The sequence below is a fragment of the Streptomyces sp. CRCS-T-1 genome, from assembly GCF_024442335.1.
Classification (GTDB): Bacteria; Actinomycetota; Actinomycetes; order Streptomycetales; family Streptomycetaceae; genus Streptomyces; species Streptomyces koelreuteriae.
The window spans coordinates 7001439-7022154 of record NZ_CP101651.1 but is presented as its reverse complement, the minus strand read 5'-3'; the positions used below and the strand labels follow the sequence as shown (position 1 = coordinate 7022154).

Genomic DNA, 20716 nt, shown 5'->3' with positions numbered 1-20716 from the left:
ATCAGGATGCAGACGCACGGGCTTCGAACCTCCAGGCAGGGGCGGGGCGGGTGGCGGCGCGCAGCCAGGTCTCGCAACCGATCAGGGGTTCCAGCGCGATCCTCGCGGAATTGTCCGGCTGGGGCGCGAGCAGCCGGGTGCGCAGTTCGCCGGGGTCGATCAGTCCGTGGGCGGCCAGGGCCGAGTCCTCGAACATGTCCAGAATCGCGGGCAGATTGCGGCGCAGCCCGCTGTTGGCTTCGTCGCTGAACTCGCCCTTGGTGGAACGGCCCAGCACGGCTTCCGGCACGATGCCGCGCATGGCTTCGGCCAGCAGCGGCTTGTACCGCCAGGGGCCGGCGTGTTCGTGCGCCCGGACCGCCAGGACCGCTTCCACCACACGGTCGTCGAAGAACGGCGAGTCGAGTTGCACGCCGTCGTCGGCGAACACGCGGGCCAGCAACCGGTACCACGGGGCACTGGCGCGCATGGCGAGCAGCGACTGGTGCTGGGCCAGGTCGTCGGAGAGCGGCTGTACGCGGGTCGCTGTGTCGCGCAGGGCCTCCCGGGCCGCGTCGGTCGCCGTGCCGGTGGCCCACGTCGGTGCGCGCAGCGTCCACAGGCCCCACCCGAGAGCGGGCCGGCGTCTCGGCGGGGGCGGGGCGGTGAGCAGGTCGGCCTGGGTCCGCCACCAGGCTGCCTCGTCACCGGGGCGGGACAGCGCGGCCAGGGTGGGCAGTACGGGCCAGCGTTTCAGCGCACCGTATCCGCGGACATGCCGCAGGGCGGTCAGCGGACGGCGTCGGAGCAGGGCATGAAGGTAGCCGGGAAACGGAGTGAACAGTTCGTCTCCGCCGTGTCCGGCGAGGTGTCTGCGCGATCCGCTCGCGGCCAGGAGCCGTGCGGTGTGGCGGGTGCGGGCAAGGGTGCGGACGAAGGGATAGGGCTCCTCGGTGTCCACCGCTTCTCCGGCGTCGGTGAACAGGGCCGGGAGTTCGCCGGGGGGAACCACGAGGTGCTCGGCCCGGTCGAGGGAGGCGATGGCGTGGGCGGCGAAGGCGGCGTCGTCGTTGCCCGCCTCGGCCTCACCCCATCGGAAGGTCACCAGGTCGGGCGCGTGCCGGGCGGCGAGGAAGCACAGGGACGTCGAGTCCATGCCGCCGGACAGATCCGTGCTCAACCGGCCTCGGTCGGGGCCACGGTCGCGGAGGGCCGAGGTCAGGGCCTCTCGGACGGCTTCGGCACCCGTCGCCAGCGACAGCTCTGGAGCCGGTGGCTGCCACCACCGTGTCTCGTGCACGCGGTCGCGCTCCCACACCAGAGCGTGGTCCGGCGCCAGCGGCGAGATCCCGGACCACAGTGGCCGGTCACCGAGGGGCGGTGGCAGGAATCCCCCGGTGGCCACGCGGAGGGCCAAGGCCTGTTCGTCGATTCCGGCACCGGTCATCGCGGCGAGCACATCGGCCCGGTCCGCTGCCACCTCGACCCCGTGCACCCGGGTGCGGAACACCCGGCGCAGTCCGGTGGCGCTGCCCTGGAAGCGCACCTCGCCACCGGCCGAGACCACCAGGTGGCAGGAGCCGGGCAGGCTCGTCGCCAGCGCGTCCGCGTCGGACACCGTCCGTATGCGGGCGGCCAGGGAGGAGAGCCGGGTGGCGGAGACCGGGCATACCCCGACCGCCGCCACCCGCACCGGGCCCGCTGTGACCACCGTGATCTCACCGGGTGACCACCGGCCCACCAGCCATGGGCGCCCCGAGTGGTGTGAGAACTCCTCGGGCGACGCCCACGGGGCGGCCGCGCGCGCATCGGCCGCGGCTGCCGTGTCCGGCAGGACCACGAACCCGGTGCTGCTCATCTGCTCACGTCCCCCGATTACCTACGAAGGCGACGATCAGAAGTCGCCGGAGTAGTGACCGAAGATGTCGTTGCCCCAGCCGATGAAGCCCAGGGTGTCCTCGTTGAACTCCCCGACCTCGGTCAGCATCGGCGGCGCGTAAGGCTCGGTGGTCGAGAGCTCGATCTGCTCGTCCATGGCGTCCTCCTCCGTTACGAAGGGCAGCAGGTCAGCTACCCACTGCACCGTATATTCGAGTCGCCGCCATGATCCATCCGTTTTTCACTCAAGTCACAGGAGCCACTTCGCACACGTGAGCGAGACGGAAAGATCGCCAGTGATCTGTGTGTTCGATCACGCGCGACGCCGAAGGACGCCCGCCTGGGCCGCCCTTCGGCGTGGCCTGAAATGAACCCGTCAGCCCGGCCTCAGTCCCGGGCGAACCCCAGCCTGGCCCGCAGCCCCGTCACCCGGTCGTCCTCGGCCACCGCCGCCGCGCCCGCCGTCACCGTCTCGTAGACGGAGAGGATGTCCGCGCCGACGGTGGACCAGTCGAAGCGCCGTACATGGGCGCTGCCCCGCTCGCGCAGCTCCGCGAGCCGCTCCGGGTCGTCCAGCAGCCGGACGGCCGCGTCGGCGAGGGCGTCGGCGTCCTCGTTCGGGAAGAGTTCGCCGGCCTCGCCCCGGTCCAGGACCTGGGCGAAGGCGTCCAGGTCGGAGGCGAGGACGGGGGCGCCGGCGGACATGGCCTCGACGAGGATGATGCCGAAGCTCTCGCCGCCGGTGTTGGGCGCGATGTACAGGTCGACGCTGCGCAGGAAGCGGGCCTTGTCCTCGTCGCTGACCATGCCGAGGAACTCGACGCGGGAGCGCAGCTCGGCCGGGAGGGTCGCCACCGCCTCCTCCTCGTCGCCGCGCCCGGCGACCAGCAGCCGGGTCCCCGGACGGGCGGCGAGGATCTTCGGCAGGGCCTTCATGAGCACCGGCAGTCCCTTGCGGGGCTCGTCGATGCGCCCGATGAAGCCGATCGTGTCGCCCTGCCACTCGGCCTTGGGCTCGGCCTCGGCGAAGAAGTCGACGTCCACGCCGTTCGGGATCACCACCGCGTCCCCGCCGAGGTGCTCCACCAGCGTGCGCCGGGCGTACTCGCTCACCGCGATCCGGGCGCTGATCTTCTCCAGGGCGGCCTGGAGGATCGAGTAGGCGGCGATCATGGCCCGGGAGCGTGGGTTGGACGTGTGGAACGTGGCGACGATCGGGCCCTGCGCCGCCCAGCAGGTCAGCAGGCCCAGCGAGGGCGAGGTCGGCTCGTGGATGTGGATCACGTCGAACGCGCCGTCGTGCAGCCACCGGCGCACCCGGGCCGCCGAGAGGAAGCCGAAGTTCAGCCGGGCCACCGAGCCGTTGTACGGCACCGGCACCGCGCGCCCGGCCGAGACGACGTACGGCGGCAGCGGGGTGTCGTCGTCCGCCGGGGCGAGGACGGACACCTCGTGGCCGAGGCGGATGAAGTATTCGGCCAGGTCGCGGATATGGAACTGGACGCCGCCCGGTACGTCCCAGGAGTACGGGCAGACGATGCCGATCCTCACGTGGATCCCTTCGCTGGATCGAGGTCCGCGAGCCACAGGCGCTGCAGCATGTGCCAGTCCTCCGGATGGTCGGCGATCCCCGAGGCGAAGGCGTCGGCCAGCGCCTGTGTCATCACGGACGTCTTCTCGGCGCGGGTGCCTGACTCGGGCACCTCCACCGGTGGGTGGAGGCGGCCCCGCATGACGGGCGAGTCGTCGTACCAGAGGGTGACGGGGAGCAGCAGGGCGCCTGTCTGCTGGGCGAGCAGGGCGGGTCCGGCCGGCATCCGGGCGGTGTCGCCGAAGAAGTCGACCTCGACACCGGAGGCGGACAGGTCGCGGTCGGCGACCAGACAGACCAGGCCGCCGTCGCGCAGCCGCCGGGCCAGGGTGCCGAAGGCGGTGCCGCCGCTGTGCGGCAGGACCTCCATGCCGAGGCTCTCTCGGTAGGCGACGAACCGGTCGTACAGCGTCTCCGGCTTCAGGCGCTCGGCCACCGTCGTGAACGGTATGCCCAGCTCGGTGGTGACCCAGGCACCGGCGAGGTCCCAGTTGCCCAGGTGCGGCAGGGCGAGTACGACGCCGTTGCCCGCGGCCATGCCCTCGGTGAGGTAGTGGATGTCCTTGGCGTCGAAACCGCCCTTGATCCGCTCCTCGCTCCAGGCGGGAAGCCGGAAGGACTCCATCCAGTAGCGCAGGTAGGAGCGCATGCCCGCGCGGGAGAGCTCCGCCAGCCGCTCGGGGCCGGCGTCGGGCAGCACGCGCGCGTAGTTGCTCTCCAGGCGTTGCACGCCCTTGCCGCGCTGCTTCCAGGCGAGATCGGCGATGGTGTTCCCGAGCCGTACGGCGACGGGCTCGGGGAGCTTCCTGACGGTGCTCCAGCCGAGGCCGTACAGCGTGTCCGTCAGCCGGTCCTGTGCGCTCACGTGGCCGCCTCGCTCCCGTGAGAGGCGTTGTGCTGCTTGCCCTCATTGTCCTGCGCGGCGGCCTCGGCCTCGGCGGACTCCCGGCGGACCGTGACGACCCGCTGGATCAGCGTGACGAGGCTGCCCACGGCGACGATCCACAGGGCGACGGGCAGCAGGTACTGGATGCCGGGCACACCGAACCCGTGCAGGCCCGCGAGCCCGGCCGCGACCAGCGAGATCACCAGCCGCTCGGCCCGCTCGACGAGCCCGTTGACGGCGACCGGCAGACCGATCGACTCGCCGCGGGCCTTGGTGTACGACACCACCTGGCCGCTGGCCAGGCAGAAGATCGAGACGGCGCACAGGACGAGATCGTCGCCGCCCCCGGCGTACCAGAGGATGAAGCCGGCGAAGATCGCGCCGTCGGCGACCCGGTCGAGCGTGGAGTCCAGGAAGGCGCCCCAGCGGCTGGAGCGGCCGAGCTGGCGGGCCATGTTGCCGTCGACGAGGTCGGAGAACACGAAGAGTGTGATCACGATCGTGCCCCAGAAGAACTCGCCCATGGGGTAGAAGACCAGCGCGCCCGCGACCACACCGGCGGTGCCGATGAGCGTGACGGCGTCGGGGCTGACGCCCAGCCGGATGAGAAACGCGGCGAACGGTGTGAGGACACGCGTGAAGAATGCACGCGCGTACTTGTTCAGCATGGCCTTCCCGAGGGTCGGTGTCGCCGCATGGCCCCTGCTGGCCACCGGCTGGCCCATCGTAGCCACGCGCGCGCGTGGCCGAGGGGCGGGCACCCGGACCCCTGCGGTGGATCCGGCGCGGCGCTGGTGGGCGGCGCGATCGCGTCCTTCGTATGGACGCACCGTGACGGGAGTGGAAAGCTCGAATAACCGCGGGCGTCGCCGGAGCCGCCATGCACGCGGATTCCGCGTGTCCGCGCCCACAGTGACCTCACCGTGCACGGGAGGCAGGATCATGGGCGACAAAGGACAGACACACCCTGGGGCCGCCGGCAGGGCGCTAGCGGCCGACCACCCTCAGTCCGTACGGAATGTGGTGCTGGTCGGCCACTCCGGATCGGGCAAGACCACGTTGGTGGAAGCCCTCGCGCTCACAGCGGGGGCGGTGAACCGGGCGGGCCGTGTGGAGGACGGCGGCACCGTCTCCGACTACGACGAGATCGAGCACCGGCAGCAGCGCTCGGTACAGCTCTCCCTGGTGCCCGTCGAATGGGACGGCATCAAGGTCAATGTTCTCGACACCCCCGGATACGCCGACTTCGTCGGTGAGCTCAGGGCCGGTCTGCGAGCGGCGGACGCGGCCCTCTTCGTCGTCTCGGCCTCGGACGGCGTGGACGGCTCGACCCGCATGGTCTGGGAGGAGTGCGCGGCCGTGGGCATGCCCCGGGCCATCGTCGTCACGCACCTGGAGGCGGCGCGCGCCGACTTCGAGGAGATGACGCGGATCTGCGCCGAGGCCTTCGGCGCGGACGACCCCGACGCTGTCCTGCCGCTATACCTGCCCCTGCACGGCCCGCAGGCACCGGACGGGCACGCGCCCGTGACCGGTCTGATCGGGCTGCTGTCGCAGAAGCTGTTCGACTACTCGACCGGCGAGCGCAAGGAGTCGGAGCCGGGCGAGGACGAGCTGCCGCTGATCGAGGAGGCCCGCAACCGGCTGATCGAGGGGATCATCTCGGAGAGCGAGGACGAGACCCTCATGGACCGCTATCTCGGCGGGGAGCAGATCGACGTCGGGACGCTGATCGAGGACCTGGAGCGGGCCGTCGCGCGCGGGGTCTTCTTCCCCGTCCTGGCCGCCGCCCCCGCGTCCGACGGCGGCCGGCAGGGGCTCGGCACGGTGGAGGTGCTGGAGCTGATCACGCGGGGTTTCCCGACGCCGCTGGAGCACGAGACGGTGCGGGTGACCACGATCGACGGCAAGCCGCGCGAGCTCAGGCCCTGCGACCCGGACGCGCCGCTGGTCGCGGAGGTCGTGAAGACCTCCTCCGACCCCTACGTCGGCCGGCTGTCGCTGATCCGCCTGTTCTCCGGCACCCTCAGGGCCGACCAGACGGTCCACGTCTCCGGGCACGGACTGTCCGACCGGGGCCACGAGGACCACGACGTCGACGAGCGGATCGGCGCCCTGTCCACCCCCTTCGGCAAGCAGCAGCGGCCGGTGTCGCACGTCATCGCGGGCGACCTGGCCTGTGTGGCCAAGCTGAGCCGCGCCGAGACCGGGGACACCCTGTCCGCCAAGGACGATCCGCTGCTCATGGAGCCGTGGCAGATGCCCGACCCGCTGCTGCCGCTGGCCATCCAGGCGCACAGCAAGCCGGACGAGGACAAGCTCTCCCAGGGCCTGGCCCGGCTGGTGGCCGAGGATCCGACGATGCGGCTCGAACAGAACCAGGACACCCACCAGGTGGTCCTGTGGTGCCTGGGCGAGGCGCACGCCGACGTCGCCCTGGAACGGCTGCGCAGCCGCTACGGCGTCCAGGTCGACGTCGTGCCGCACAAGGTGTCCCTGCGCGAGACCTTCGCGGACAGGTCGGGCGGACGCGGCCGGCACGTCAAGCAGTCCGGCGGGCACGGTCAGTTCGCCATCTGCGAGATCGAGGTCGAACCGCTGCCGGGCGGCTCCGGCATCGAGTTCGTCGACAAGGTCGTCGGCGGGGCGGTGCCGCGGCAGTTCATCCCGTCGGTGGAGAAGGGCGTACGGTCCCAGGCCGCCAAGGGAGTCGCCGCCGGGCATCCGCTCATCGACGTACGGGTGACCCTCCTGGACGGCAAGGCGCACTCGGTGGACTCCTCCGACGCGGCGTTCCAGACGGCCGGCGCGCTCGCGCTGCGGGAGGCGGCGTCCGAGGCACGGATCCATCTGCTGGAGCCGGTGGCCGAGGTGTCGGTGCTGGTCGGCGACGACTTCGTGGGTGCCGTGATGAGCGACCTGTCGGGGCGGCGCGGCCGGGTGCTCGGCACCGAGCAGACGCCCGGCGGGCGCACGGTGATCCGGGCCGAGGTGCCCGAGATCGAGATCGGCCGGTACTCGGTCGACCTGCGGTCGCTGTCGCACGGGACGGCGCGGTTCAGCCGCCGTTACGCGCGGCACGAACCGATGCCTCCACAGGTCGCGGAACGGGTGCGTGAAGAGGCGCGCAAGGCCTCGTAGTTCGCGCCCGGCGCCTCCAAGTGGCCCTCGTGAGGGCTTCCCTCCGCACCGGCGGGCGGCTTGACGGCCGCCCGCCGACGGATGTCGGCGCGTGCGGATACGCTGATGACCTGATCAACAGGTGTGCGGAGCGCGGAAGTCGGGAAGGCCGCAGATGCGGATGCGGCAGCGATGGGGGCGGCAGTGACAGACGGATTCGACTTCAGCCCGGGGGCCCAGGTGCCTCTGGCGGGTTCGGCTGGGCAGACGGCGGCGACCTACGCACTGGCCGCGGCGGCGTACCGGGACGACGAGGTCACCAAGATCCTGAACGCCGACAACGAGTGGCACCAGTCGAAGGTGAAACCACCGCGTCCCTGGGCGAAGATCTTCCGTCCCAGGTTCGGCGAGGCCTTCTCCCGCGCCGTCATCGACCGGATGCTGGGCGCCGGGCGCGCCCCCGTCATCCAGTCCTTCGGCATCGAACCCCAGGTCGTCGTGGAGCACTGCCTGGCGGCCCACCGCATCCGCCGCGACCGCGACAACTGGCTCTCGGCGATCACGGTCATCTGCGGGGTGCTCTTCCTGCCGGGCTTCCTCGTGTGGCTGCTGGTGTTCACGCTGCGCACCACCATGGCCAAGCGCGAGGACAAGCGCGCCGGTGCCCTCGCCACGACCCTGCTGGTCGCGGTGGGCGCGCTCGCCGTGCTGTTCCTGATCAAGATGCCCTTCACGGGATTCTGGGCCTGGTACGCGCGCGCGGCGATCATCATGCCGGTCGTCGGCTGGTTCTGGGCCAAGCAGATCTGCGAGCGGACCGCCCGTGACCTGCGGGAGCGCTGGTCGAGCCTGCTGTCGGGCGGCGGCGTGGGCGCCAAGATCCCCGAGGCCGTTCCGGGCAACCCGGGCGACGCGGCCGAGCAGGTCCGCAAGGAGCTGGCCCGTCTCGGCGCCGAGCAGCGGTCCAACTCGGTCTTCTACGCCGGCCCCAAGGGCATACTCGGCATGGGCACGCGCTGGGGCAGCTGGCAGCTGGCCGAGGAGCTGGTCTCCGCCGACCCGGACAAGGAGTTCCACCCCTTCCGCAGCTGGGACGTCATCGTGGCGATCCAGGGCGGCCTGGGCATGCTGGAGCGCACGTCCATCAACACCGGCGGCTTCCCCAAGCCGTCCATCACGCACTGGATCGTCACCCCGATCGGCGAGAAGGCGACGGATGTGTCCCGGCCGAGCGGCACGGACGTCGACGCGTACACGGTCCGGACGCACGCCATACAGGACATCTGCAACAAGCAGCAGTTCGGCAGCGGCGACCGGCACTACCTCGGTGTGCAGTGGACCCTCTGGGACGGCCATCTGGTGATCACGATGCTGATCACGGTGACCGTGCTGCACGACACCCTGCGCATCGAGGTCACCGGGCACGCGCTGGGGCCGGTCAACCCCCTGTTCAACGAGAAGCCCGCGGCCAAGGAGAAGGCGGTGCAGAAGGCTCTCCGCTTCTGGGAGACCCGCACCGTGAAGCTCCCCCTGATCGACGCCGACGAGGTGGTACGGCTGGCCGCGCGCGCCCCGCTGACCTGGTACCCGCCGCTGCTGAACTGGCTCGGCGGCAGTCTGACGCTCCCGGAGCCGTTCGGTCTGCGGCACTCGTGGGCCGACCAGCCGTGGCGGCACCGCTTCATGGCCGACGACGCGTTGCGTGCGGCTACGCCTGTGCTGCGTACGGTGCATGCGGCGGCGCTGAAGGTGCTGCGGGAGAACGGGGTGGATGTGGAGAAGTTCGGGTCCAGGTCGGCGGCGCTGAGCGGGGCCGTGCAGGAGGCTTCGCCGAAGAAGGCGGATGTCTACGATGCCTAGTTGTTAGGTCGCCCTGCGCTGCGGCTGAGGCGGGGTGGGTGCGCAACCCGGCGCTGCGGGGTGCCGCCTGCGCCCACCCGTGCCGCCCTGGGGGCACCGCCCAGGCCCTTGAGGCACTGGGGGAGGCACGACTGCCCGCAGGCTAAGCCGACGGCCAGGCCTCCGCCAGCATCTTCCGGGTGTCCGCCAAGAGCTGCGGCAGCACCCGCGTATGTCCCACCACCGGCATGAAGTTCGTGTCCCCGCCCCAGCGGGGCACGATGTGCTGGTGGAGGTGGGCCGCGATGCCCGCGCCCGCCACCGTGCCCTGGTTCATGCCGATGTTGAAGCCGTGCGCGCCGGAAGCGGTGCGCAGGGCGGTCATCGCCTGCTTGGTCAGCTCGCCGAGTTCGGCGGTCTCCCCCGCCGTGAGGTCCGTGTAGTCGGCGACGTGCCGGTAGGGCACGGTCATCAGGTGGCCGCCGTTGTACGGATAGAGGTTGAGCACCGCGTAGACCTGCTCGCCGCGCCGGACGACCAGCCCGTCCTCGTCGGATTTGGCCGGGATCGAGCAGAAGGGGCAGCCGTCGCCGGCACCCGGGCCGGTCGGCTTGTTCTCGCCCTGGATGTAGGCCATCCGATGGGGCGTCCACAGACGCTGGAACGCGTCCTGCGTCCCCACTCCCAGCTGCTGCTCCGGCTCACTCGTCATGCAGTGCAGCATATGGCGTCGAGCTGGGGTGACGGCAAAGGCCCCCGGGATCTCCCCGGGGGCCCATGTGCCGTGTGATCAGACCTGCGCCCGCTCCTCGACGACCTTCTGGATCTTGGCGATCGCCTCGTCGAAGGGGATGCCGTTCTCCTGCGAGCCGTCGCGGTAGCGGAAGGACACGGACTCGTGGGACATGTCCTCGTCGCCCGCGATGACCATGAAGGGCACCTTCTGCTTCTGGGCGTTGCGGATCTTCTTCTGCATGCGGTCGGAGGAGGAGTCCACCTCGACGCGCAGACCCTTCCGCTTGGCCGCCGCCGCGAACTTCTCCAGGTACTCGACGTGCGCGTCGCCGATCGGGATGCCGACCGCCTGGACCGGGGCCAGCCACGCCGGGAAGGCGCCCGCGTAGTGCTCGAGGAGCACCGCGAAGAAGCGCTCGATCGAGCCGAACAGCGCGCGGTGGATCATGACGGGGCGCTGCTTGGCGCCGTCCGCGCCGGTGTACTCCAGGTCGAAGCGCTCCGGCAGGTTGAAGTCGAGCTGGATGGTCGACATCTGCCAGGTGCGGCCGATGGCGTCCTTGGTCTGGACGGAGATCTTCGGGCCGTAGAAGGCGGCGCCGCCCGGGTCGGGCACGAGGGGCAGCCCCTGCTTCTCGGCGACCTGGCGCAGCGTCTCGGTCGCCTCCTCCCAGGCCTCGTCCGAGCCGACGAACTTCTCCGGGTCCTTGGTGGAGAGCTCCAGGTAGAAGTCGGTCAGGCCGTAGTCGCGCAGCAGGCCGAGGACGAAGGTGAGCGTCTTGTCGAGCTCCTCCGACATCTGCTCACGGGTGCAGTAGATGTGCGCGTCGTCCTGGGTGAAGCCGCGGGCCCGGGTGAGGCCGTGCACGACGCCCGACTTCTCGTAGCGGTACACGGTCCCGAACTCGAAGAGGCGCAGCGGCAGTTCACGGTAGGACCGGCCGCGCGCGTCGAAGATCAGGTTGTGCATCGGGCAGTTCATGGGCTTGAGGTAGTAGTCCACGCCCTCGTCGAGCTGCATGGGCGGGTACATGCCGTCGGCGTACCAGTCCAGGTGGCCCGAGGTCTCGAAGAGCTTCCCCTTGGTGGCGTGCGGGGTGTAGACGAACTCGTAGCCCTCTTCCTCGTGGCGGCGGCGCGAGTAGTCCTCCATGACCCGGCGGATGATGCCGCCCTTGGGGTGGAAGACGGCGAGGCCGGAGCCGATCTGCTCCGGGACGGAGAACAGGTCCAGCTCGCTGCCGAGCTTGCGGTGGTCGCGCTTCTCGGCCTCGGCGAGGAACTCCAGGTACTGCTTCAGCTCGTCCTTGGTGGGCCAGGCGGTGCCGTAGATGCGCTGGAGCATGGGGTTCTTCTCGCTGCCGCGCCAGTAGGCGGCCGCGTTGCGCATCAGCTTGAACGCCGGGATGTTCCGGGTGGAGGGCAGGTGGGGACCGCGGCAGAGGTCCTTCCAGCACAGCTCGCCGGTCTTGGCGTCCAGGTTGTCGTAGATCGTCAGCTCGCCGGCGCCGACCTCGACGTCCGCGCCGTCGTCGGAGGAGGCGGAGCCCTTGAGGCCGATCAGCTCAAGCTTGTACGGCTCGCCGGCCAGCTCCTCGCGGGCGGCCTCGTCGGTGACCGCGCGGCGGGCGAACTTCTGCCCGCGCTTCTGGATCTCCTGCATCTTCTTCTCGATGGCCTTGAGATCCTCGGGCGTGAACGGCTTCTCGACGTCGAAGTCGTAGTAGAAGCCGTCCTTGACGGGCGGGCCGATGCCGAGCTTGGCGTCGGGGAAGAGCTCCTGCACGGCCTGCGCCATGACGTGCGCGGTGGAGTGGCGCAGGATGTTCAGGCCGTCCTCGGAGGAGATCTCGACGCCCTCGACCTCGTCGCCCTCGGACAGGGCGTACGACAGGTCCCGGAGCTCGCCGGCCACGCGCGCGGCGATGATCGAGCGCTCGCCGGCGAAGAGCTCGGCGGCCGTAGTGCCCGTCGTCACCACGCGTTCTTCCCGCTCGGAATCGCGCTGGATGATCACACGGACGTCTGACACCGGTCTTCTCCTGACTGAAGGTGGGGCTGCGGCGCCGTACGGGAGCGCGCACGAGTATGGATCGTACCGACCCCGGGCCGCCGACCGCGAAATCAGTCCTCGCGGTCCCCCTCGTCTCCTCCGCAGGCCTCCTCGAAGAAGGCCGCCATCCCGGCGTTCTCCTGCAGCGCCTTCATCAGCCGGTCCCGTTCGGCGTCGTCGACCTGCACGGGTACGACGCCGTGGGCGCCGGTGAGGCGCCGGAAGCCGCCCCGGCTCTCCAGCCGGCCCTGCACCCGTACCGGCAGTCCGACGAGGTGGGCGTGCCCGGCGATCCGGTAGCCCTCCTCGTCAAGAGTGATCCGGACGTTCGGTATCTCGGCGCCGGCCAGGACCCGCAGCCGTACGGTGCCCTCGCCGCGCGGCCCCGACCTGCGCAGCCGCACCACCGCTCCGGTGATCCGCACCGGCACGGCGGGTTCCTCGCGCAGATAGCGGGCGCCCGCCTCGCGCAGGACCGGCAGGTCGCCGGGCGAGAACTCGACGGGCTCGGTGGAGGACGCGCACCCCTCGGGCACCCCGGCCGCCGGGGCCCAGGCGACGGCGATCCGGGCGCCCTCCGTGCCCCGGACCAGGGCGACGAGCGCCTCGGTGAGCTCATGGCTCACCCCTGCCTCGACCGCGGCGTCGAAGGCGTCCATGCCGCCCGTGGCGCGCTGGTAGTCGATGGCCTCCCGGGCGGCGTACAGCGCCTGGTGAAGGCGTACGGCCACGGGGCGGCCGTCGGCGACGGGCACGAAGGCGGTGAGCCGGCCGTCGGCGGCGGAGCCGACGAGGACGTTCTCCAGGGACGCGGCGGCGGAGCGGCGATGGCGGGCGCCGTGATAGCCGGCCCGCGCGCGTGCGGCGAGGGCCGCCGCGAGCAGCATCCGGCGGGCCGCGGTGCGCAGCCCGTCCTCGACGATCCAGGACGCCGCTCCGGCGGGCCCGGCGGGGACGTCGTGCCACCAGCGGATCTCGTCGCTGGGCACGGCGAGGGAGACGAGGACCTCACGGGCGGAGGGCGAGCCGCTGCGGGACAGGGCGAGCAGGGCCTCGCCGAGCAGGTCGTCGCTGTCGGGGAAGGCGCGGGTCTCCGGCACCAGCAGGCTCGTGCCGCCGGCGCCGGGGCCGGGCGGGGTCCAGCGGCCGTAGCGTCCGGGGGCGCCGCCGCGCCGCAGCCAGCCGTGCCGGCGCAGCAGGGCGCTCAGCACGGCCGGGTCGACGTCGCGGGGCTCGGGCGGCGGGCCGCTCCAGGAGTCGACGGGGTGGGGCCGCACGGCCCTCAGTGGCTCCTCGGTCGGGCGGTGCGTCACGGTTTCCCTCCCGTCCCGACCCGCGTCATGATCTCGCACAGGGCCCGGTCGTCGAAGATGCGTGCGGTCGGTATGCGCACGGTGGTGCGGCTGCGGCCGGTGATGGGCTGGCCGGCGAGGTTGGTCCAGTAGCAGCAGTGCCTGAGGTCGAGCCGGTCGTGTCCGGCGCGCAGCCAGTCGTCCTGGGAGCGCGGCACCAGCATCACGACGAGGATCTTGTGCACCGACACGGGTGTGCGGGCGAGTTTCGCCAGGTGGGCGTTGTCGAGCGTGAAGGAGAAGGTGCGGCCGGGCGGGTTGGGCGGCACCTGGTAGGTGGCCTTGAGCTGCACCTTGATGGTGACCTCGTCGTCGACCGTGTGCCCGGGGGCGCTGTGGCTGACGTGCCAGTCGATGCCGTTGTCGGGAAAGGGCTGGGACAGCGAGCAGCCGGCGGCCGCCGCGACGGCGTGCAGATAGCCGACCTGCAGTGTCTCCATGCAGGCGGTGGTGGCGAGGGTGCCGCGGGAGGGAGCCGTGCGCTCGGGCAGCAGCCCGCCCCGTTCGGGCTGCGCAATGGCCATGGCCAACAGCCTTCCAGAACAGATGAGTCCCCGTGCGGGCCGCTGAACTGCGACGACCCGTACTCCTGTTGTCTCCTTCCGGCGTAGTACGCAAACAGCCCGGGTATCACCGAATCGGGCAGCGGACGGTGCGTCAACTGCCGAAGGTGAACGAGGGGTTGTGTGGCTATGACGACGTGCTGGTACGAGGGGGCGCTGGCCGCCTTCGACACGGAGACGACGGGCGTGGACGTCGAGACCGACCGGATCGTGTCGGCGGCCGTCGTCGTCCAGGACGCCCCGGGCGTCCGGCCGCGGGTCAGCCGCTGGCTGGTGAACCCGGGTGTGCCGGTGCCCGCCGAGGCGACGGCGGTGCACGGGCTGACGGAGGAACACCTGCAGCGCAACGGCCGGTGGCCGGCGCCGGTGATGTACGAGATAGCGGAGGTGCTGGCCGAGCAGGCGCATGCCGGCCGTCCGGTCGTGGTGATGAACGCGCCGTTCGATCTGACCCTGCTGGACCGGGAGTTGCGCCGCCACCGTGCCTCGGCGCTGGACCGCTGGTTCGAGCCGGCGCCGCTGCTCGTGCTCGACCCGAGGGTCCTGGACAAGCACCTGGACCGCTATCGCAAGGGCCGTCGCACGCTGACCGATCTGTGCGCGCACTACGGCGTCACGCTGGAGGGCGCGCACGACGCGGCGGCCGACGCCGTGGCGGCGCTGGAGGTCACGCGGGCGGTGGGCCGCCGGTTCGCGTCCCGGCTGGAGCGGCTCGCTCCCGGCGAACTGCACACCCTTCAGGCGGTGTGGCACGCGGCGCAGGCCCGGGGCCTCCAGGCGTGGTTCGCGCGCAGCGGTGTCGAGGAGTCGGTCGACCCGGCCTGGCCCCTGCGTCCGGACCTGCCTGCGGCAGCCTGAGCATCTGGCCCGGGGCGTCCGGGCATGAAAAAACCGGTCCGTCTGAGACGGACCGGCTGTTTCCGGTGGGCGATACTGGGTTCGAACCAGTGACCTCTTCGGTGTGAACGAAGCGCTCTCCCACTGAGCTAATCGCCCGGGAACGCACTGAACAATACAGGCCCCGGCACGTTTCCTTCAAACCGCTTCGAGGTGCCTGGCCAGTCCGCGCCGCCCGGACCGCATCATCAGCGTGTGGTTGGCGCGGAAGACGGGCCGTCCCGGTACGGCGAGTCTCCGCAGCAGCGGCTTGGTCACGCTCACGACCTGGTCGTACCGCGCGAGACTGCCCGGCCCGAGCGGCGTGACCGTCCAGCGTGCCCAGCCCTCGATGTCCCCGGACAGGGCGGTCTCCAGCACACCGGCCTCGGGGTCGCGCCGCACCTCCCGTGCCGTGAAGGTCATGTCGTACGGCAGGACGGAGCGGATCCGGATCGTGCCGGTGGTCTCGTCGAGCCGGGTCACCTGCCGGACCTGGCGCCACCAGCGGGGGTAGCCCTCGGCCCGTTCCAGCGCCTCGTACACGGTGGCGGGCGGCGCGGCCAGGGGCCACAGGCTGCGGAAGCGGTAGTGGTTCCAGTCCATGCCCGCAGTGTGCCCACTCCTGGTGGGGGGCTTGGCTGAGTACGCGGCTGAGTATCCGCACTCATGCCGTACGAGGTGACGCGGACCACACTGCCAGGCATGACACACCTTCCGCCCCCGGCCGAGGAGTTGCGGCTCCTCGACGCCGAACTGCGGCAACTGGACGCCCGCAGGGCCCAGTTGCTGACCCGTCGCGCCTGGCTGGTCTCCACCCTGCGACGGGCCCAGCAGCCGTTGCCGGTGGCCTGGTCGCCCACGGCACCGCCCCGCCCGGAGACCGCCGCGCCCAGCGTGCAGAACGTCCTCCTGGTTCTCGGCGGTGTGCTGCTCACGCTCGCGGCTGCGGTGTTCACGCTGGTCAGCTGGGGTCATATGGGCATCACCGGGCGGGCGCTGGTGCTCGGCGCGGTCACGCTGGCCGCACTCGCCGGGCCCGTGCTCCTGCTGAAGCGGGGGCTGCGGTCGACGGCCGAGTCCGTGGCGGGGCTCGGGCTCGCCCTGACCGTCCTGGACGCGTACGCGCTGCACGAGGCCGCCCTCACCGGGACGGACGGGACCGGGTACGCGGCGGCCGCGGCAGCGGTGCTCGCGGTGATCTGGTCGGCGTACGGCCTGCTTCCGGCGACGGCCGCCCTGCGGCTGCCCCTGCCCTCCGCCCTGGCCGCGGCCCAGTTCCCGCTGTTGCTGTGGGCCCTGGCCGCCGACGCGGGCCCGTATCTGATCACGGCCGCGCTGCTGGTGACGGCCGGGCTCGACACGGTGGCGGCGCTGCGGGTGGCGACCGGTTCCGTGCGGATCGCCGCTGTCGTGGGTGCGTACGGCATGGGCGGCTGGGGCGTCCTGGCCGCCGGCTGGCTGTCGCTGACGGCGGACGGTCCGGGCGCCGCTGCCCGAGCCGGGGGGCTTCTCCTGCTCGCGGCGGTCATCGCGCTGGGCGCGTCCTGGCGGGGCCCGGGCACGCGGCACTCCCTCGGTCTCGCGATCGCCTCGGGGCTGCTCACCGTGGGCGCGTTCGGTGGGGTGGCTCGCTCCGGACTGCCGTCGGAGTGGGCGGTTCCGGCCCATCTGGCCTTCGGCGTCGCCCTGTTGGCGGCGATGACGACCGGGCGGCTGCCCGAGGCGATACGGCACGGGTTCGCCTGGGCCTCGGGTGTCGTACAGGCGCTGGCGCTGCTGTGGACGCTGCCCGTCGTCACCGTGGTGCTGCTGGGACCGGCCGGCTGGGTCGGCCGGGTGTGGAGCGGCGCTCCCTCGGACGCCCGTACCGCGGTGGCCGTCGAGGCGCCCTGGCCTCCGGACTCGGTGACGGCTCCCGTCGTGCTGGTGGCCGTCGCGGCCGTTCTCGCCCTGGCGATCCGCGCGGAGCCGTGGTGTGCGCGGGCCCGGCTCGGCGCGCTGGGCCTGCTCTGGGCGACGGTCCTGATGCTTCCGGCGGTGCTCGGGATTCCGTACGTCGCGGGGATGGCGGTCCTCGGGGTCATGACGGCGGCCGCGCTGTATGTGCGCAAGGAGGCGGTGCCTGCCGCGCAACTCACCGCCCTCGTCCTCGCCCTGGTCACCTCCGTCAGCCTCGCCCTGACCGCTCTCGCCTCCCAGACCGCGACCCTCGTGGTGCTGTCCGTGCTGGTGGGGCTGTTCGCCGCGGCCTCATGGCAGGCGAGCGTCGCCCCCGTCACGGCTCCGGCCGCCCTCGGGTACGCCGCCGCCCTGGCCTCGGCGACCGGTGCCGCCATGGACTGGCCGCCGGCCCCCACCGCCCTGCTGGTCCTGGCCGTCCCCGTGGCCGCCGCGCTGCTCGCGGCGCGTCTCGGTGAGCACCGGGCGACCGTGCCGGTCGAGTGCGTGGGAGCTGCCACCGGCCTGCTCGCCGTGGGCCTCGCCGTCACCGATCCGCCGCTGCTCGCCCTGGTGCTGGCCCTGTGCGGAGTGATCGCCGCGGGCACGGCGATGCGTCCGGGGCGCCGTCCCGTCGGCTACGCGGCCACGGCCCTGTTCGTGCTGGCCGCCTGGGTACGCCTGGCCGCCTGGGACATCGGCACACCCGAGGCCTACACGCTCCCGGTGACCGTGCCCGCGCTGCTCGTCGGCGCCCTGCGCCGGCGCCGCGATCCGGGGGCGTCCTCCTGGACGGCGTACGGCCCCGGACTCGCCGCCACCCTCCTGCCGAGCCTCGTCGCGGCCTGGGCCGACCCGCACTGGACGCGACCGCTGCTGCTGGGCACGGCGGCCCTGCTGGTCACCCTGCTGGGAGCGCGGCATCACCTCCAGGCGCCGCTGGTGCTCGGCGGCTCGGTGCTGGCCCTGGTCACACTGCACGAACTCGCCCCGTACGTCGTGCAGGTGACGGGCGCGCTCCCCCGCTGGGCGCCTCCCGCCCTCGCCGGACTCCTGCTGCTCGCACTCGGGGCGACGTACGAGCAGCGGATCAGGGACGTCCGGCGAGTGCGAGACGTCCTCGGGAGGATGAACTAGCCGTCTCCCACGGACCGGCTACGGCATCTTGTCGCCCACCAGCGCCAGGTTCTGGATGGCCGCCAGGCCGTACAGCGCCGTGGCGTTGGTGGACACCCAGGCCGCCTCGCTGCCGGGGACGAGGCCGGTCGGGCCCTCGATCTTCTTCGTGGACCAGTCCGTGGACTCCTTGTAGTCCCAGGTGTCGGCGCTGTTGTAGAACTGCCGCCACGCCCGGGCGGCCAGCTTGTCGTCGCCCGCCAGGACGGCCGCGTAGGCGTCCTGGCGGGAGTGGCCCTGGAAGAGCAGCAGGGAACCGAAGTCGGAGCCGTAGCGGGCCCTCTGCTCGGCCTTGGTGGCGTTGAAGTAGCGGCAGTAGTCGAGCCACGCCTCCTTGAACTTCGGCATGTCGACCTGGTCGATCAGCTCGGCGCACAGCTCGACCAGGCCGAACATGGCCGACAGATGCGAGACGCTGACCTTGGCGTCCTTGGCGACGGCGAACTTGCCGGTGTCCAGGTCGTACAGCGCGTTGCCCTGGACGAAGCCGTTGGGCTGGGCGGCGATGGTCTCCATCGTGGACAGAACGCGCGCCTTGGCCTTCTCCCACTTGGGGCCGCGCCGCTCCCACTCCGTGAGCCAGGCGGAGACCAGACCGCTCCAGTCGGTCCCGAAGCCGATGGACAGGGCGTTGCGGTCGGGGGTGTAGGGCTCGGTGCGGATCTTGCGGATGGGGTCGAGGACGAGGAAGGTCTCGTCGGAGTCGACGTTGGCGTGCATGAGGTCGCCGACGCGTTCGTCCGCCGTGAGGAAGTAGTAGTAGCGGCGATAGGTGGTGTTGGCGATGCGCTGCTGCTTGGCGCTGTCGGCGTAGTGCTGGACACCGTGCCGGGTGCCGAGGCCCGCCCACTTGCCGAGGTGGTAGACGTCGACCTCGCCGGTGTGCCGGGTCATGGCCTCGGCGAAGCGGAAGATGTCCGCCCGCCCGGAGCGCATGTACGCGAACCAGAGCCACAGGTCGGGCGAGAGCTCGGAGTTGTCCCAGGCGTAGCCGCCGACGTCGTAGCACCACTGGTGGCGGCTCGGGTCGTAGCTGTGCATGATGTCGCCGTAGTCCCAGAAGCCGTACCAGCGGCGCTGCTCCACCTGGTCCTTGTAGTAGGTGAAGAGGAAGTCGAGGTGGTCCTCGATCTTCGCCTTGGCACTGGTGGAGCGGTCCGGTGCGGAGAACAGCTTGCCGAAGACGCCGGCCTTGACGAGCTGCTGGGGCGGGGCGGCGAGCTGCGGCGGAGTGCGTACGGCCGCCACCTGCCGGGCCGTCGCCTCGGCGCTCGGCGTGGAGTCGTGGGCCCAGAAGAGGAGTTCGCTGGTGCGGGCGATGCCGTAGGGGGTGCCGAACTCGGGTTCGTAGTCCTCGTAGGTGATGTTGAGGCCTTCGAGCTGTTCGGGGTAGGTGTCCTGGCCCATGCCGTCGTGGTAGAAGCGCAGGTCCATGGGCTGTGCCTCGGGTGACCAGAGCCAGAGGGTGACCTCGGCCGTGTCGGTCTGGGCGTCGCGGATGTCGAGCTGGGCGGGGAACTTCTCCCAGAAGTCCCGCAGCCCGAAGGCGAACCCGCCGCTCGCACCACCCACGTATCCGAAGCCGCTGGCGCGCCGCCCGCCGCCCGCGCCGATCCAGCCGTGGCCCTTCTTCGTCCGCTTGCGGAGCGTGAATCCGTCGGCGGAGAGCTGGGAGAGGGTGTAGTCGCCCCACTCGGGGATGTACTGGAGGCGGGTGGTGACCCGCTGGTCCCAGGTGGCCGGGTCGGGCAGCTTCTTGCCTTCGAACTGGGCCGTACGCACCGCCGCCCCGGGGTCGCGGCGCAGTCCGGTGATGCCCTTCACGGCCTCGCGGAGCAGGCCGGTGCCGTCGCCGCCGATGCGGATGTGCCGGTCGTATGCCTGGTCCCGCATCGGCACCTGGAAGCGGACGCCGAGTCCGCGGATGAAGTCGCCGCTCGCCTTCGCGGGCTCCTGGGTGCCGTCGAAGGTGAGGGTGTGGACCATGCGGAAGGAGTCGGCGCCCGCGTAGAAGTAGAGCCGGATCGAGAAGGGCAGCCAGCTGCGGCCGCCCTTGCGGTGCTTGCCGTCGATGCGGACGACCGCGCGGACCGGGCCCGCCTGCTCGACCTCGACCTTGGAGATGGCGCCGTCGAAGCGCTCGGTCTTGACCGCGCCCTGGTCCTCGTCCTCGATCTCGGGCTGGCGGATGAGCACGAGCCGGCCGTTCTTCGCGATCTCCGTCGAGCCGCGGGTGACCGACTTGACGATGGTGGACCCGGACTTGCCGATCCTCGCGGTGATGACGCCGGTCGATATGTCGATGGTGCCGCCGCTCTTGTCGACGGTGACCTTCTTCTCGGGGGCGGCGGGGGTGCCGGCGGCGAGGGTGAGCTTGCCGCCGCCCGAACCGACCGCGTGCGCGGTCCACTTGAGGGAGCCGTCGGGCCAGTAGGCGATCGGCCAGGACTGCACGGGAACGGCCTTGCCGTCCGCGTCCGTGAGCGCGAAGGTCTGGTCCTTCTCGTAGGCGCCCTTGGGCCAGGGGACGCCGACGGTGGAGCCGGGGGCCGCGCCGAGTCCGCCGTCCTCCAGCCAGTCGAGGGTCACCGGGTCGGCGTCGGCGGGCTCGGGGCCGGGGGCGGCCTGCGCGTTCTGCGCCCCCAGCGCCCAGCTGAACTGGGCGGCGGCTCCGGCGACCGCGGCCGCCTTGAGGAGGGACCTGCGGGGGATGGGAGACATAGAGAT

The 20716-nt window shown here is 71.6% G+C and carries 15 protein-coding genes and 1 tRNA gene; 4 read left to right on the top strand and 12 right to left on the bottom strand.

From position 1 onward, the window contains the following. Position 1: 1 nt before the first annotated feature. The 5 genes from NNW99_RS31855 to pgsA all read right to left on the bottom strand — a co-directional run bounded on the left by NNW99_RS31855 (position 2) and on the right by pgsA (position 5059). Positions 2-1837 carry a lasso peptide isopeptide bond-forming cyclase gene (locus NNW99_RS31855; RefSeq protein ID WP_215122604.1) on the bottom strand — a complete coding sequence of 612 codons (1836 nt, stop codon included), beginning with the start codon at positions 1835-1837 and terminating at the stop codon, positions 2-4. Positions 1838-1873: 36 nt separating this feature from the next. Then, positions 1874-2014 carry a lasso RiPP family leader peptide-containing protein gene (locus NNW99_RS31850; protein WP_215122603.1) on the bottom strand — a complete coding sequence of 47 codons (141 nt, stop codon included), beginning with the start codon at positions 2012-2014 and terminating at the stop codon, positions 1874-1876. Between the two features lie 230 nt (positions 2015-2244). After that, on the bottom strand, positions 2245-3408 hold the full coding sequence (locus NNW99_RS31845; RefSeq protein ID WP_215122602.1) for a glycosyltransferase family 4 protein: 1164 nt from the start codon (positions 3406-3408) through the stop codon (positions 2245-2247). Further along, the gene (locus tag NNW99_RS31840) at positions 3405-4313 is read right to left on the bottom strand and encodes a phosphatidylinositol mannoside acyltransferase (RefSeq protein WP_215122601.1); all 909 of its coding nucleotides are present in this window, start codon (positions 4311-4313) and stop codon (positions 3405-3407) included. The genes NNW99_RS31845 and NNW99_RS31840 overlap by 4 nt, the downstream gene beginning before the upstream one ends. Beyond that, complete coding sequence (gene pgsA / locus NNW99_RS31835; protein WP_215122600.1) at positions 4310-5059, bottom strand: phosphatidylinositol phosphate synthase; 750 nt, start codon at positions 5057-5059, stop codon at positions 4310-4312. Before pgsA ends, NNW99_RS31840 begins: the two co-directional genes overlap by 4 nt. A gap of 217 nt (positions 5060-5276) precedes the next feature. On the opposite strand from pgsA, the gene NNW99_RS31830 reads away from it, so the two are divergent. Together NNW99_RS31830 and NNW99_RS31825 are read left to right on the top strand one after the other, a co-directional pair. Next, positions 5277-7475: an elongation factor G-like protein EF-G2 gene (locus NNW99_RS31830; RefSeq protein WP_215122599.1), complete on the top strand. Its 2199-nt coding sequence runs from the start codon at positions 5277-5279 to the stop codon at positions 7473-7475. 171 nt (positions 7476-7646) lie between these two features. Beyond that, on the top strand, positions 7647-9314 hold the full coding sequence (locus NNW99_RS31825; protein ID WP_215122598.1) for a hypothetical protein: 1668 nt from the start codon (positions 7647-7649) through the stop codon (positions 9312-9314). A 142-nt stretch (positions 9315-9456) separates the two neighbouring features. Here the strand turns inward: NNW99_RS31825 and NNW99_RS31820 are convergent, their stop codons facing one another. The 4 genes from NNW99_RS31820 to NNW99_RS31805 all read right to left on the bottom strand — a co-directional run bounded on the left by NNW99_RS31820 (position 9457) and on the right by NNW99_RS31805 (position 13957). Further along, positions 9457-10017 carry an HIT domain-containing protein gene (locus NNW99_RS31820; protein ID WP_215122597.1) on the bottom strand — a complete coding sequence of 187 codons (561 nt, stop codon included), beginning with the start codon at positions 10015-10017 and terminating at the stop codon, positions 9457-9459. 66 nt (positions 10018-10083) lie between these two features. Next, on the bottom strand, positions 10084-12060 hold the full coding sequence (thrS, locus tag NNW99_RS31815; protein ID WP_215122596.1) for a threonine--tRNA ligase: 1977 nt from the start codon (positions 12058-12060) through the stop codon (positions 10084-10086). 92 nt (positions 12061-12152) lie between these two features. Beyond that, positions 12153-13394: a hypothetical protein gene (locus tag NNW99_RS31810; RefSeq protein WP_215122595.1), complete on the bottom strand. Its 1242-nt coding sequence runs from the start codon at positions 13392-13394 to the stop codon at positions 12153-12155. Next, positions 13391-13957, bottom strand: a complete 567-nt coding sequence (locus NNW99_RS31805; protein ID WP_184597254.1) for a DUF4365 domain-containing protein — start codon at positions 13955-13957, stop codon at positions 13391-13393. The genes NNW99_RS31810 and NNW99_RS31805 overlap by 4 nt, the downstream gene beginning before the upstream one ends. Positions 13958-14125: 168 nt before the next feature. Between NNW99_RS31805 and NNW99_RS31800 the strand changes: the two genes are divergently transcribed. Then, a complete protein-coding gene (locus NNW99_RS31800; protein WP_215122594.1) occupies positions 14126-14854 on the top strand; it encodes a 3'-5' exonuclease in 729 nt (242 codons plus the stop codon). A 66-nt stretch (positions 14855-14920) separates the two neighbouring features. Here NNW99_RS31800 and NNW99_RS31795 read toward each other — a convergent pair. Together NNW99_RS31795 and NNW99_RS31790 are read right to left on the bottom strand one after the other, a co-directional pair. After that, positions 14921-14992: transfer RNA gene (locus NNW99_RS31795), tRNA-Val, on the bottom strand. Positions 14993-15031: 39 nt separating this feature from the next. Further along, a complete protein-coding gene (locus NNW99_RS31790) occupies positions 15032-15478 on the bottom strand; it encodes an SRPBCC family protein (RefSeq protein WP_215122593.1) in 447 nt (148 codons plus the stop codon). 63 nt (positions 15479-15541) lie between these two features. Between NNW99_RS31790 and NNW99_RS31785 the strand changes: the two genes are divergently transcribed. Next, positions 15542-17950, top strand: coding sequence for an SCO7613 C-terminal domain-containing membrane protein (locus NNW99_RS31785; protein ID WP_215122592.1), 2409 nt, complete (start codon positions 15542-15544; stop codon positions 17948-17950). Positions 17951-17968: 18 nt separating this feature from the next. Here NNW99_RS31785 and NNW99_RS31780 read toward each other — a convergent pair whose 3' ends face one another. After that, positions 17969-20710, bottom strand: a complete 2742-nt coding sequence (locus NNW99_RS31780; protein ID WP_215122591.1) for a Tat pathway signal sequence domain protein — start codon at positions 20708-20710, stop codon at positions 17969-17971. Positions 20711-20716 lie beyond the last annotated feature (6 nt).